The organism is Corynebacterium sp. HMSC071F07, assembly GCF_001810285.1.
Lineage (GTDB): Bacteria > Actinomycetota > Actinomycetes > Mycobacteriales > Mycobacteriaceae > Corynebacterium > Corynebacterium simulans.
In genome coordinates this window covers 202,213-215,892 of sequence record NZ_KV800712.1, presented here as the reverse complement: position 1 = coordinate 215,892, position 13,680 = coordinate 202,213, and the positions used below count along the sequence as shown (strand labels likewise).

The window sequence follows — 13,680 nt, the reverse complement described above, 5'->3', positions numbered from 1 at the left end:
CCCAGACCAGCCGAAGAACTACCAGATCTCTCAGTACGACGAGCCGATCGCGTACGACGGTTACCTGGATGTCGTTCTGGAGGATGGCACCGAGTGGCGCGTTGAGATCGAGCGAGCACACATGGAGGAAGACACCGGCAAGCTGACTCACATCGGTGGCGCTACCGGCCGTATCCATGGTGCGACGAGCTCCCTGGTGGACTGTAACCGCGCCGGCATCCCGCTCATCGAGATCGTTACCAAGCCGATCATCGGCGCTGGCGAGCGCGCTCCTGAGGTTGCCAAGGCTTATGTTTCCGCTTTGCGCGAGCTGGTTGCAGCCCTCGGTGTTTCTGATGCTCGCATGGACCAGGGCTCTATGCGCGTTGACTCCAACCTCTCCCTGCGCCCGGTGGGCCAGGAGGAGTTTGGTACCCGTACCGAGACCAAGAATATTAACTCCCTGAAGTCCGTGGAGCAGGCAGTGCGCTTCGAAATGCAGCGCCAGGCCCAGGTCATCACCGATGGCGGCGAGATCGTCCAGGAGACCCGCCACTACCAGGAGGCGGATGGTTCTACCTCCAAGGGACGTCCAAAGGAGACCGCTGAGGATTACCGCTACTTCAACGACCCGGATCTGCCGCCGGTTATCGTTTCCCGCGAGTGGGTGGAAGAGATCCGCAAGACCTTGCCGGAGATGCCGTGGATTCGCCGCGCTCGCATCCAGGAAGAGTGGGGCTTGAAGGATGAAGAAATGCGTGACCTTGTCAATGCTGGTGCGCTTGATCTCATCGTCGCTACCGCTGAAGCTGGCGCGAAGCCGGATGAGGCACGTTCCTGGTGGGTTTCTTACCTGGCGGGTAAGGCGAACGAGGCCGGCGTGGAGCTTAGCGCTCTCGATATCAGCCCGGAGCAGGTCGCGCGCGTTATCGCATTGATTAACGAGGGCAAGCTGACCAACAAGTTGGCGCGCCAGGCGGTCGACGGCGTCTTGGCGGGCGAGGGTGACGTTGACGAGGTCGTCGCTAAGCGCGGGCTCGAGGTTGTGCGTGACGACGGCGCGATTGAAGCTGCTGTTGACGAGGCTCTTGCCGCTAACCCGGACATCGTGGAGAAGTACAAGGCTGGCAACACGAAGGTCACCGGCGCCATCGTGGGTGCCGTCATGAAGGCCACCCGCGGCAAGGCAGACCCAGCGCAGGTTAACAAGCTGATTGCGGAGAAACTGCAGGGATAATTGAGTTTTGGGAGCCATTTTCATTAGGCGCCGGTAATGAAAACAGGCGTAGGGTGGTTCCCATGCCAATTAAGACTGTTCCCATGCCAATTAAGACTAAAGCACTTCAGAAGACCTCTCCCGATGCACCATTCAAGGTCGTGGAAATCGAGCGCCGCGACCCGCGCGAGGATGATGTAGTTATCGACATCAAGGCCGCGGGTATCTGCCACTCCGACATTCACACCATTCGTAATGAGTGGGGAGAGGCTCACTTCCCGCTGACCGTCGGTCACGAGATCGCCGGAGTTGTCTCCGCGGTGGGCGAGAACGTCACCCAGTTCAAGGTTGGTGACCGCGTCGGCGTCGGCTGCCTCGTCAACTCCTGCGGAGAGTGCGAGCAGTGCCAGGCCGCTATGGAGCAGAACTGCTTGAACGGCAACGTTGGCACCTATAACTCTAAAGACGTCGACGGGACCATCACGCAGGGTGGCTACGCGCAAAAGGTCGTTGTTAACGAGAATTTTGTTCTGCGCATTCCAGACGGACTCGACTTCGACGTTGCCGCACCGCTGCTGTGTGCAGGTATCACCACCTACTCACCCCTAGCGCGTTGGAACGTCCAGGAGGGGGATAAAGTAGCCATCGTCGGTCTCGGCGGCCTGGGCCACATGGGCGTCCAGATTGCTGCGGCAAAGGGCGCAGACGTCACCGTGCTCTCCCGTACCTCACGCAAGGCGGAGGAAGCGAAGAAGCTTGGCGCACACCGCACGCTCGCAACCTCTGAGGAAGAGGACTTCTTCAAGAACCACCGTGGTGAGTTCGATTTCATCCTCTCCACGATTTCGGCGCAGTACGATCTTGAGGGCTACCTTGGGCTGCTGAAGCCACGCGGCATTATGTCCGTGGTTGGCCTGCCTCCGGAGGCAATGTCGCTGAAGCTCAGCCGAATTGTTGGCGGCGGTAAGGTCCTCACGGGCAACAATATCGGCGGCATCGCCGAGACTCAGGAGATGCTCGACTTCTGTGCGGAGCATGGTTTGGGTGCAGTCATCGAGAAGGTGGATGTAGACGAGGTTGACGCAGCTTACGATCGCGTGGTCGAAGGTGACGTCAAGTTCCGATTCGTAATTGATACCGAATCGTTTAATAACTAAATACTTCTCGGGTTTCCACAGGTCCGGGCGCTTTTCTATCGAGCCTAGTTTTCAGGTTTTAAAGGATTGGCGCTCGGGCGTTTGTGATTTGCGGGCTAGGCTTGCGTACTCTTGATCGAGGCTATCGTTTATTAAATCGTCTAATAAGTAAGGCAATCAGACACACGTGTCTACCAAAAATATTCTGTCCATTTCTTTGTCCTTCGTGGGACTGCTCGTCGGTGCCGGCTTTGCAACCGGCCAGGAAGGCGTGCAGTACTTCACGTCCTTTGGCCTATCTGGCGTGTGGGGAATCATCGTTGCTGGCATCGTAATGACGCTGGCCGGCACAGTCTTCCTGCAGTTGGGTAGCTACTTCCATGCCTCAGAGCACAACCAGGTATTCCGTGAGGTCACCCACCCAATCGTTTCCAAGTGCCTCGATGTGGCCGTTATCTTGACCTTGTTTGCGGTCGGCTTCGTGATGTTGGCAGGCGCAGGTTCCAACCTAGAGCAGCAGTTCGGCTGGTCGGCTTGGGTGGGCTCACTGCTCATGCTCGTCATGGTCATGGGTGTGGGCATGCTCGACGTCAACAAGGTCTCGCAGGTCATCGGTATGCTCACGCCAACCATCATCATCGCGGTTTTGGGCGTTGGCATCTACACGTTGATGAACATGCCCGCTGATCCGGGTGCCGCTATCGCAGCTTCTGCTGAGATCGAGTCTCCGATCTCCAACTGGTTGGTTTCAGCGCTCAACTACAACGGCCTAGCTCTGATTCTCGCGGTGTCCATGTCCCTGGTTATCGGTGGCGATAACATCAGCCCGCGCGAAGCAGGCTGGGGCGGCGTTGTCGGCGGCTCTCTCTATGCGGTCCTGATGGGAATCGCAGGCTTTACGCTGCTGATGAACACCGATATGCTCTTTGACTCTGATTTTCCGATGCTGACCTTGGTTGACTCCATCCACCCAGTACTGGGCGTCATCATGGCAATTATCATCTACCTGATGATCTTCAATACCGCTATCGGCATGTTCTACGCGCTGGGCAAGCGTCTGTCCGCTGGCCATGAAGACCGTTACCGTCCGATCTTCCTGGCGGGCTGCCTGGCAGGCTTTGCGGTTTCTTTCGCCGGCTTCAAGACTCTGATGCAGTACGTTTACCCGGTTCTGGGTTACATTGGCTTCATTCTGGTGGTCATCTTGGCCGTTGCGTGGCTGCGTTCCCTTGGCCAGATCCGGGATGAGGGCATGCGCCGCGAGCGTATCCGTGCCCTGATGCACCTGAAGCTGCACCCAGATAAGGAATACGACGCTGCTCGTTACGATGACGAAATCGGCCAACACATCGTTGACTCCAACATGGAGGACGAGACACTGTACGAGGATCTGGCGACCGAAGTTGCAGAGAGTCTAGACGGTGACGAGGAGGTCGACTTCGATAAGGGCGAGTGGGAAGAGAACCGCAACGAAGCGACCTACTACACCGAGCGCGATGCAGTCGAGACTGACCGCTCTGAAGAAGAAATCAAGGCGTGGATTGAGGAAACCGGCGCTACCGGTGACCCAGAAGAGGACGAGGAGCTTCCTGCCGAATCTGGCGAGGCCAAGCCCTTCACGCCAAACAGCAAGTAAAAATACTCGCTAATGAAGAAGTAGCTTCGCTGTCAGAACCATCATCACGCAACCGATAGCGAAGTTCACATAACGCCATGTGGTGGGCTTTGCAAGCACAGGCGAAAGCTTGAATGCTCCATAGCCCAGGGTGGGGAACCACACGGCACTGGCCAGCAGCGCGCCGGCGGCAAAAAGCCAGCGCTGCTGGCCATATTGCTGTGCAATGCCGCCAAGCATGACCAATACGTCAACGTATGTCAGGGGGTTGAGCCAGGTCAGTGCCATCGCTCCCATAACGGGCTTTAGCCAGGTGCGTGACTTAAGGCGGGGCGCGGTTATGACGGCAGTAGAGCCGTGGACTGACTGTGGCTGCACCGTGGGCTGAGTGTTTTCGACGACGAGTGCCTCTTGTTCCTTCTTGAAGGCATCGCGGAAGCAGCTAAAGCCAAAGTAAAGCAGGTAGGCCGCACCTAGGTACTTCATGATGACTAGGCCGGTAGGGAACTTTTCCACGAGGACGCCCATGCCGCCGACACCGGCATTGATCAGGATGACGTCGCTAAGCAAGCAGGCGAGGATGATGGCGCTAATGTGATCGCGTTTAACACCCATCTTGATGATGTACGCATTTTGGGGGCCAATGGCGATGATCAGAGATAGACCGAGAAGGAAGCCTGCGAGCAGAATTGACATGAGATTTAGTGTGCCTGAGCAGTGTTCTGAAGTCTAGTTAATGATTCTAAAGCTGATTTAGAATAGCTTCATGAACCCGGTGCATTTGGAAACTTTGCTGGTGATTTTAGAAGAGGGCAGCTTTGAAGTTGCGGCCGCAGTGTTGGGAATCACTCCTTCGGCGGTTAGTCAGCGCATCAAGGCGCTTGAGCAGAAGACGGGCCGTATTCTTCTGCATCGCTCCACGCCTGTTACGGCAACCGAGGCGGGGGAGATTTTGCTGCAGTCGGCCCGGCGCATGGCGTTGTTGCAGGCGGAGACAGACGCCCGTCTGCAGGCCCGGCTAGCTCGCGTGCCGCTTACCGTAGCGGTCAATTCTGATTCCTTGGCCACGTGGTTCAAGCAGGTGGTGCGCGACGTCGCCAAGCGCGGCGAGGTGGCGCTGCGCATCCGCATTGAAGATGAAGCGCGCAGCCTGGCCATGCTGCATCGCGGCGACGTGCTGGGTGCGATCACCCGCGAGCATGCGCCGGTCTCCGGCTGCGAGTCGACCTACTTGGGTTCGCTGCGTTATTTCGCGGTGGCGGCCCCGAACCTGGCTGAAGGGTTTGAGTCATGGGAGACAATGCCGCTGGTGGGATATGGCCCCAATGATCAGATTTTGGACGATGCGATGCGGGAGCGATTTATTGATTCGCATGTCATCCGCGCGCGGGTCTCACAGATTCCTTCTTCCGAGGGCTATCTCGACGCTGTGCGTTACGGCTTGGGGTGGGGCCTAGTCAGTGAGCTGCAGGCGCGGCCGCTTATCGACGCCGGGGAGCTAAAGGTCTTGGATGATAAGCCGATGGACATCGATCTCTACTGGCAGCGCTGGCGCCTGGAGTCAGAGATGCTCGAGCATCTCACCGAGACAGTGATTGCTGCCTCTAGTGTTTTGCGGCAAGTTGGCGCTGGAAGGGCTCAGGATTCTTAATCTCCTCGCCAGCAGGGAGTGGTCCTGGAAGCTGGGTGCCTGCAGCAAAAGGCTGACCGCTAAATCGCCCGCGGTCATGTGGCTGCATGAGCCAGTCCATATTGGGGCCAACCGGGACAATCTTGGTGGGGTTGATCTCGGTGTGGACCATGAAATAGTGCTGCTTGATCTCAGTGAAGTCGGTGGTATCACCGAAGCCCGGAAGCTGGAAGAGCTCCTGCAGGTAGCCGCGGATGTTGGGCATTTCCGCCATCTTGGCCCGCGAGCACTTGAAATGGGAGTAGTAGACGGGATCAAATCGGATCAGCGTGACGAAAAGGCGGATATCGGTCTCGGTGATGTGGTCACCGACCATGTAACGCTGGGTGCCCAAGCGCTTTTCAACCCAATCGAGCGCCTCCCAGAGGTCTGCGTATGTCTTTTCGTAGGCATCCTGGGAGCTGGCGAAACCGCAACGGTACACGCCGTTGTTGATGTTGTGGAAGATATAGTCGTTTAGCTCTTCAATTTCGGCAGCGTGCTCGTCAGGGTAAAGATTCGGCGCACTGGCGCGCTGGAATGGCATCCACTCCTTGATGAAGTCGCGCACCATGGAAGAATAGTCATTGGTGACTACGCGCTTCGTTGACTCTTCGACGAGCGCAGGGACCGTGATTCCACGTGGGTAGTCGGGGTAGCGGTTGAAGTATGCCTCCTGAAGGCGCGCGATGCCGAGGACCGGATCTACTTCGCCCGGATCAAGGTCGAAGGTCCAGGAGCGGATGTCATGGGTGGGGCCGGCCAGGCCCAAGGAGATGGCGTCTTCCAGCCCCATGAGGCGGCGGGTGATAACGGCGCGGTGTGCCCATGGGCAGGCGCGGGCGGCAATCAGGCGGTATCGTCCGGACTCTAGTGGCCAGCGGAAGGTGCCGTTTTCTTGGGCGGTCACCTCGCTTACCCGGCCGGAGATCCTGTCTTCGATGTAGTTGGTATCGCGGATAAATTCGCCGTCGGGTGAGGCATTTTTAGCGTCGCCGGCCCAGTCGGCTTTTGAATTGGTGCTCATTTCGAGTGGCCCTCCAGTGGTCTGCGCAGTTTTGTATACGTGTCAACAAAGTTTATTTCTCGATGGTACATCCTTTAAATGGAAGTGGCCAAGGCGTCGATAAAAATCTATGGCTAGCCCGCGCCGCGCCGTGTGATGTGCAACATTTGCGCTGGGTGCTGCCCTAAGTTTGAAGTATGAGCGATAAGAACGTACCCGATAAAGCAACGAGCTTCGACGACGATCTCGATATCCCGACCTATAACGCCGACGCGAAGGCTGAAGAAAAGCCCACCCGGTCCCGCTTGTTTAAGCGTGCCGGCCGCGCTGAGCCGCAGGAAATTAAGCCGAATGCGCAGACTGTGCCAGAGACGGCCCTCGGGGAGGAAGAGGCTGAGGAAGAGGCTACTGAAACCCGGCAGTTTGAGACGCTGCGTGCGGAGGACCCAAAGACGGAGAAGGTGGAGAAGGTAGAAGAGGTGCCGGAACCTGTCTACGGTGACGAGGACTTTGCTACCGCTGCGATGCCGGCTAGCGCGGCTGACCTCGATGAGGATGAAGAATCGGTGGATGAGACTGCTGTCGAGACCAACGAAGACGAGCAGGTACGCCGTGATGGCTACCGCGAGTATGGTCGCCGCGGAACCATTGACTTTGGTCTGCTTTTCGTGCGTATCGCGCTGAGCGCTTACTTGCTTATCGCCGGTGCAACCACCTTCTTCAAGCTCGGTGGCGGCGAAGGGCTTTCCGGCCTGGAAACGGACTTTGCTGATTACGCTTTCGCATCCCCGCTGGCTATCGCGGTTCCGACGATGCAGCTTATCGCTGGCGCCTTCTTGCTGCTCGGCCTAGTGACTCCTTTTGCGGCAATGATTGGCCTCGTCGTTACCGGCTTTATGGCGCTGCACGAGCTGGCCGCCTCCGGTGCTGGCCTGGACATTTTCAACTGGCCGGATTCCGTCTGGCTGTCGCTGGTGCTGTTCGTTATTGCGGTGGCACTGCAGTTTACTGGCCCGGGCTTTATCTCCTTCGACGCAAAACGTTCTTGGGCGCGTCGCCCACTAGCTACCTCGTGGATCTTCGTGGTCATCGGCATCGCCGTGCTGGTAGCGCTGTGGTGGTTCGGCGCCGCCGTTAATCCGCTGGCCTAAATCGCTCTTTAGTTTAGGAATCCGCTGGCTCGCATTGGGCTGGCGGATTTTTTTAGATCCCCTTGATTTCCATAGTGGAAAGTGTCATAGTTTCTTATATGGAAAACAAGCAGAACTCCGATGACGTTCTCGAAGCTTTGAACTTCGAGACGCAGGTAAACGCGCGGGCGAGCCGCAAACAAACTTTTCTATATTTTCTGATTGCGATTTTTGGAGCCGGTTCGATCGTCGCGATGAATCTTCTCCCCAAAGGAGCGCCCTTGGCAGCCTTTTTAGTGGTCTTTTTGGTTGTAATATGCGCCATTGCGATTGTTGTGGAGCGTAAAAAGAAGACGCGCCCCGCTCTGCGCCAAGATCCCCTCAACCAGCCCAAGGCGGATAGGCGCTATATGTTGGGCGTGTTCATTATGCTAAGCCCGATGCTTTTCAACCCGTTTATTAAGGGCAATGTCGTTGCGGTGGTCGTTGTGGCCGCGGTCTGGGCGTGCGGAGCTTTTTGGGCACTGCAAAGCGGTGCGCTGGATTTGCAGAAGCGAGCAGTGGGCAATGCCTGAGCTTCATCCGGTGATTCACCCGATTAACCGCTTTAAGATTTGCGCCACGCTCAATGCTTATGGCGCGGCGGATGCCACGATGCGCATGGAGATGCGCTTTTCCTCGCTGCGTGATGAGACGGGGCTTTCCGACGCCACGCTGTCCAAGCAGTTGAATACGCTAGAAGAGGCAGGGTTGGTCAGCCGCTTTAGAGAATATGGTTCCTCGCGGTCGAAGGACGCCGTGTGGGTGATGCTGACTGCCGAAGGCCGCGAGGCCTTTGCAAATCATTTGGCGGCTCTGCGCGAGATGGCAGGCGAAGCCGCGACGTAGCGCAGGCAGTAGGCAAAGAGCGCTACTGCGATGAAGGTGAGCCAGACGAAGTCGTCGACCAAGAACTTCTGATAGTAGGGCTGGCTGTGAACGTCGATGGAATCGCCGAACCACCACTTCGGCGGGACGGATACAACCATGGCGATCCACGCCGTCATTACCGCGAGGAGAAAGCCCGCAACCCAGGTGTGGTTGCGCCAAGTCCATGCGCGGTAGGTAAAGACCGGGATGATAAGCGCCAGCCAGACCCAGTGGTGTGACCACGAGACAGGGGAAATCAGCAGCATGACGAGGGCGGTGACCAACTGGGCGTCGACAAGCATGTTGCGTTTCAAAAGAGCCAGGATAAGGCGTGCGCCAATCACAACCACCGCGAGGGAGCCGACCAACCAGATGAGGTTGATCAGGGTGCTGTTGTTTTCCATTGCCTCCGTGGAGGTATAAAGGCGCTGGACCACCGCCTTGAGCGAGCTATTGGACTGGTAATCCGTGGCCACGCCGAAATCCGCGCCGGAGCCCATGTCGAGCAGCTTGGAGGTGAAAAACTCCTCGAAGGCCTGCCAGCGCACTGCGCCGGCGATGAGGGTGGCCGCGGTTGCTGTGCCGATCGCAACGAAGATCGGCTTCAGTTCTTTGCGCAGCAAGAAATAAAGGAGCATCGCCAGCGGAGTAATCTTGATGGCGGCAGCCAATCCGATGAGGATGCCCTGCGGCAGAAAACGCTTGCGGGGTACCAGATCGAGGACAACTAATGCCATCACCACGATGTTGACCTGGGCAAAGCCATTGTTGAGGCGAATCGGCTCAAATGCCAGGGTAGCCGCCCAACACAGCGCAACGACGGGAAGCAACAGGTCTTGACGCTTTAAAATCGCGCGGAATACAAAATAGAGGCAGACCAGAAGCAGCAGGTCTGACAGGATGTTCATGATGTCGCCGGCTAGATCGTGGGTGATCCAGTCGGGCGCAGTAAGCGGGACCATCGCGAGCGCGCCGGAAGGGGGGGAGATAGAAGGCAGCGCAATGTCACCGGCCATCATTGGCTCGGAGTAGAGCGAACGTCCCTCGATGTATGCCTTGACGCCTTCGCGGTAGATCACCATGTCGATGGGGAAGTCGGTCATACGCGTGTGCTTGACCATTCCAATGGTTCCGGCAATTAGTCCGAAGAGGGTCAGCGCCCATTTGGCCGCCGATGCAGTCGTAGTATTCGCGGATTTCATCGGAATCAACAATAGGACACTTTCGCCCATGCGCTGCGTAGGACGTGGCGCATGGGCGAAGTTAGTGTGATGATTTGGGCTAATTCACGTGTCCATCGACCACGCGGACTGCGCCGCGGTCGGCCGAGGTGGCCATCGCCGCGTAGGCACGCAGTGCCTTGGTCACGGGGCGATTGCGGGAGACGGGCGTCCAGGGTTTTTCGCGGGACAGCTGCGCTTGGCGACGGCGCTCAATTTCTGCCTCATCAATGTCCAGGGTGAGCTTGCGCGCGTGGATGTCGATGGAAATCTGATCGCCATCTTCGACCAAGCCGATGAGTCCACCGTGTGCGGCCTCCGGGGAGATGTGTCCGATGGAGAGTCCGGAGGTGCCGCCAGAAAACGACCGTCGGTAATCAGCGCGCATGCCTTGCCGAGACCCGAGCCCTTGAGGAAGGACGTCGGGTGCAGCATCTCCTGCATGCCGGGGCCACCGGAGGGGCCTTCGTAGCGGATGACGATGACATCGCCAGCCTTGATCTCGCGGCGCAGGATGATGGAGACGGCTTCTTCTTGAGACTCCACCACGCGGGCCGGGCCGCTGAACTTCCACAGTTCTTCCTCGACACCCGCTGCCTTAACGATGGCGCCATTCGGAGCGAGGTTGCCGCGCAGGACCACGAGGCCACCGTCGGAGGAGTAAGCGTACTCTGCATCATGGATGCAGCCATTGGCTTGGTCGGTATCCAGCGACTCCCAGCGGTTGGATTGGGAGAAAGGTTTGGTGGTGCGCACGCCACCCGGTGCGGCGTAGAAGAGCTCGCGGGCCTTGTCCAGAGCCTTGTCGTTACGGATGTCCCAGTCGTCCAACCACTGTTCAGCGTTGTCGTAGAGCGCGGTGTGCACCTTCAGGCTGAGGTGGCCAGCGCGACGCAGCTCACCAAGGATGGCGGGGATGCCGCCGGCACGGTGGACGTCCTCGATGTGGTAGGTGCCGTTGGGCGCCACCTTTGATAGGCACGGTACGCGGTAGGAGATCTCGTTGATGTCCTCCAAAGTGAAGTCCACCTCGCCCTCCTGTGCTGCGGCGAGAGTGTGCAAGATGGTGTTGGTGGACCCGCCCATCGCCATGTCCAATGCCATGGCGTTGCTAAAGGCTTCCTACGTTGCGATGGCGCGCGGCAGCACGGAATCGTCCTCTTCACCGTAGTAACGGCGACACATGTCGACGATGGTGGTGCCTGCCTTTGTGAAAAGCTCCTTGCGCGCGGTGTGGGTTGCCAGAGTGGTGCCATTTCCGGGCAGCGCTAGACCTAAAGCTTCGGTAAGGCAATTCATCGAGTTGGCGGTGAACATGCCAGAGCATGAGCCACACGTCGGGCACGCGGATTCCTCGATGGTGCGTAGGTCGGAGTCTGAAACTGCCTCGGATGCCGAGGCGGTGATGGCAGTAATGAGATCCGTCGGTGCGTGCGCAATGCCATCGACGACGACTGCTTTGCCTGCCTCCATGGGGCCACCGGAGACGAAGATGGTGGGGATATTGAGACGAAGAGTGGCATTGAGCATGCCCGGGGTGATTTTGTCGCAATTAGAGATGCATACCAAGGCGTCCGCAGTATGCGCGTTGGCCATGTACTCGATGGAATCGGAGATGATCTCGCGCGAAGGCAGGGAGTAGAGCATGCCTCCGTGGCCCATGGCGATGCCGTCATCAACTGCGATGGTGTTGAATTCCTTGGGCACGCCACCAGCGGCGCAGATTGCATCCGCTACGATGTCGCCGACGTTTTTAAGGTGAACGTGTCCGGGCACAAACTGTGTATAGGAGTTTGCGATCGCCACGATGGGTTTGCCGAACTCATGTTCTTGGGTGCCGGTTGCGCGCCAGAGCGCTCTGGCGCCAGAGGCTTGCCTGCCTACGGTTGTAACTTTAGAGCGCAGCGGATACATGGGGAGTGGGTCATCCTTACTTCTTAGTGTGACCAGCGTCTTTCCTGAGCTCCGGGTGCTTTGCTAGATGGCGGGCGTACTCTTCTTTGCTCATCAAGACTTGTTGGCCGTCGCGGTGGACCACCACGACTTTCTCGTCGGCCGCCTCGCGCCCGGCAGTCAGGGCGTCGGGAATGCGACCACGCGAGGCCTTAGAAAGCTCAGGCAGAGAATTGAAGGTGATGCCGGGAAGGGAGTACTGCTTGCCCGACTTCGTGCGCGCAAAGGCGTGTGCACGCTGGAAGCCGATACCAGAGAACTCTTCCCAAGGGATGGTCTTGGAGCCTTTGAACGCGTAGCTAATGGCGATGCCTTTTTCGCTCACGCGGGTGCGAGACTTGAGAACCCACCAGATTCCGAGGATGGGGATGATGAGCAGCCATCCCAGGTATTTTGGGGCCCAACCGATGCTGAGCAAAGCGATGGCGGAGAGGAAGATAATTCCTAAGATGTGGTCGCGGGCGGGTGTGAATACCTTTGCCTGGGCATGGGTGGCCTGGGCGTCCGCGGTAGATTCGGAGTCAGCTTTCCGTGGGTGAGATGGCGTCATAGCTGCCTATGCTAATTCACATGGATAGTGCTGTGTAAACCGCCTCACCAGAACAATCCCATTTTATGGGATGCACATCCCAAAAATGGGGGTATTCGCCATATTCTGAATACCTGTATGTGTATAGTAATTGCCATGATCATTATTCGACTTCAGCTAGTAGTACCGGCGCGGCGTTTGCCGCATCGAGTCGCCGAGCAACTTCTTTAGCGACGTCGAAAAGCAAACGCCCTCGCCAACTACCTACCAGGCAGTTGGAACGAGGGCTTTTGTTATTTCTGGTCAGCTTGTAAGCCTCGTCGCCGCACCCTGGGCGCTGAAAGCTTAAAGACTCCTCGCCACCCATTGGGGAGAAAACTCAAAAGATACCGAGACCAAGTAAAAGGAGCGTTTTAGAAGTGGCTGCTACAAAAATGCCGACACCGGCAACGGTAGCCTCTGCATTGCAGGGGAAACCGGCAACGCTAAGTGGCGCTGAGGCCATTGTTCGGACCCTAGAGGATCTTGGTACTGAGATTGTTTTGGGTATCCCAGGCGGCGCAGTTCTGCCACTCTACGATGCGCTGAACCGTTCTGCGAAGCTGCGGCACGTGCTCACGCGTCATGAACAGGGTGCGGGTCATGCCGCTGAGGGATATGCACAAGCTTCAGGGAAGGCGGGCGTCATGATCGCAACGTCTGGCCCTGGGGCGACTAACTTGGTGACGCCGCTTGCCGACGCCAACCTTGACTCCGTGCCGGTGGTGGCCATTACGGGGCAGGTGGGCACTGGGCTCCTTGGCACCGACGCCTTTCAGGAAGCGGATATCAGGGGCGTGACGATGCCGACTACCAAGCACAACTTCATCGTCACCGATCCGCAGGAGATCCCCACTGCCATTGCTGCGGCCTTTCATTTGGCGTCCACAGGCCGGCCTGGTCCGGTGCTGGTTGATATCCCTAAGGACGTGCAAAATGCGCGGGTGGCGTACAAGTTTCCGCCGGAAATTGATCTGCCAGGATACAAGCCCAACACCATTCCACACCCGCGGCAGATTGCGCAGGCCGCCCAGCTGATTGCTTCGGCGAAGGCGCCGGTGCTGTATGTCGGCGGTGGCGTAATCAAGGCTAATGCTGCGCAGGAGCTAAGGGAGTTTGCGGAGCTTACTGGTATCCCCGTGGTTACTACCCTCATGGCCTTGGGAACATTCCCGTCTACGCACCCGCAATTTTTCGGTATGCCCGGTATGCACGGAACTGTATCTGCGGTTGCCGCCCTGCAACGAGCGGATCTTCTGATAGCGGTCGGTGCGCGCTT

12 protein-coding genes and 1 pseudogene are annotated in these 13,680 nt (G+C 57.9%); 8 read left to right on the top strand and 5 right to left on the bottom strand.

The annotated features are described in order from the left end of the window. From gatB to HMPREF2724_RS07800, 3 genes are all read left to right on the top strand, one after another. Window positions 1-1,216: Asp-tRNA(Asn)/Glu-tRNA(Gln) amidotransferase subunit GatB (gatB, locus tag HMPREF2724_RS07810; protein WP_070588104.1), on the top strand; the 1,216-nt coding region annotated here is incomplete at its 5' end. 83 nt (window positions 1,217-1,299) lie between these two features. After that, the gene (locus tag HMPREF2724_RS07805) at window positions 1,300-2,352 is read left to right on the top strand and encodes an NAD(P)-dependent alcohol dehydrogenase (RefSeq protein WP_070456147.1); all 1,053 of its coding nucleotides are present in this window, start codon (window positions 1,300-1,302) and stop codon (window positions 2,350-2,352) included. A gap of 166 nt (window positions 2,353-2,518) precedes the next feature. Then, on the top strand, window positions 2,519-3,967 hold the full coding sequence (locus HMPREF2724_RS07800; RefSeq protein WP_070588102.1) for a YkvI family membrane protein: 1,449 nt from the start codon (window positions 2,519-2,521) through the stop codon (window positions 3,965-3,967). A 9-nt stretch (window positions 3,968-3,976) separates the two neighbouring features. Here the strand turns inward: HMPREF2724_RS07800 and HMPREF2724_RS07795 are convergent, their stop codons facing one another. Then, window positions 3,977-4,642, bottom strand: a complete 666-nt coding sequence (locus HMPREF2724_RS07795; RefSeq protein ID WP_070456143.1) for a LysE/ArgO family amino acid transporter — start codon at window positions 4,640-4,642, stop codon at window positions 3,977-3,979. A 70-nt stretch (window positions 4,643-4,712) separates the two neighbouring features. Here HMPREF2724_RS07795 and HMPREF2724_RS07790 point away from each other — a divergent pair, with 70 nt between their 5' ends. Next, the gene (locus HMPREF2724_RS07790; RefSeq protein WP_061922099.1) at window positions 4,713-5,597 is read left to right on the top strand and encodes a LysR family transcriptional regulator ArgP; all 885 of its coding nucleotides are present in this window, start codon (window positions 4,713-4,715) and stop codon (window positions 5,595-5,597) included. Here HMPREF2724_RS07790 and HMPREF2724_RS07785 read toward each other — a convergent pair. After that, complete coding sequence (locus tag HMPREF2724_RS07785; protein ID WP_070432872.1) at window positions 5,551-6,642, bottom strand: glutathione S-transferase family protein; 1,092 nt, start codon at window positions 6,640-6,642, stop codon at window positions 5,551-5,553. The two genes, HMPREF2724_RS07790 and HMPREF2724_RS07785, sit on opposite strands and share 47 nt — an antisense overlap. Window positions 6,643-6,818: 176 nt before the next feature. Here HMPREF2724_RS07785 and HMPREF2724_RS07780 point away from each other — a divergent pair, with 176 nt between their 5' ends. From HMPREF2724_RS07780 to HMPREF2724_RS07770, 3 genes are all read left to right on the top strand, one after another. After that, a complete protein-coding gene (locus HMPREF2724_RS07780; RefSeq protein ID WP_070456141.1) occupies window positions 6,819-7,772 on the top strand; it encodes a DoxX family protein in 954 nt (317 codons plus the stop codon). 98 nt (window positions 7,773-7,870) lie between these two features. Next, a complete protein-coding gene (locus tag HMPREF2724_RS07775; protein ID WP_061922108.1) occupies window positions 7,871-8,326 on the top strand; it encodes a hypothetical protein in 456 nt (151 codons plus the stop codon). Next, on the top strand, window positions 8,319-8,639 hold the full coding sequence (locus HMPREF2724_RS07770) for a transcriptional regulator (protein WP_061922111.1): 321 nt from the start codon (window positions 8,319-8,321) through the stop codon (window positions 8,637-8,639). Before HMPREF2724_RS07775 ends, HMPREF2724_RS07770 begins: the two co-directional genes overlap by 8 nt. On the opposite strand, the gene HMPREF2724_RS07765 is transcribed toward HMPREF2724_RS07770, so the two are convergent. The 3 genes and pseudogenes from HMPREF2724_RS07765 to HMPREF2724_RS07755 all read right to left on the bottom strand — a co-directional run bounded on the left by HMPREF2724_RS07765 (window position 8,594) and on the right by HMPREF2724_RS07755 (window position 12,383). Further along, on the bottom strand, window positions 8,594-9,862 hold the full coding sequence (locus HMPREF2724_RS07765) for a glycosyltransferase family 87 protein (RefSeq protein WP_070588100.1): 1,269 nt from the start codon (window positions 9,860-9,862) through the stop codon (window positions 8,594-8,596). The two genes, HMPREF2724_RS07770 and HMPREF2724_RS07765, sit on opposite strands and share 46 nt — an antisense overlap. A 79-nt stretch (window positions 9,863-9,941) precedes the next feature. After that, window positions 9,942-11,794: pseudogene (gene ilvD / locus HMPREF2724_RS07760) on the bottom strand (dihydroxy-acid dehydratase). A gap of 16 nt (window positions 11,795-11,810) precedes the next feature. Further along, window positions 11,811-12,383 (bottom strand): PH domain-containing protein, encoded by a 573-nt coding sequence (locus HMPREF2724_RS07755; RefSeq protein ID WP_070498371.1) that lies wholly within the window; start codon window positions 12,381-12,383, stop codon window positions 11,811-11,813. Window positions 12,384-12,796: 413 nt separating this feature from the next. Here HMPREF2724_RS07755 and HMPREF2724_RS07750 point away from each other — a divergent pair. Beyond that, on the top strand, window positions 12,797-13,680 hold an 884-nt coding region (locus HMPREF2724_RS07750), incomplete at its 3' end, for a thiamine pyrophosphate-binding protein (RefSeq protein ID WP_246818232.1).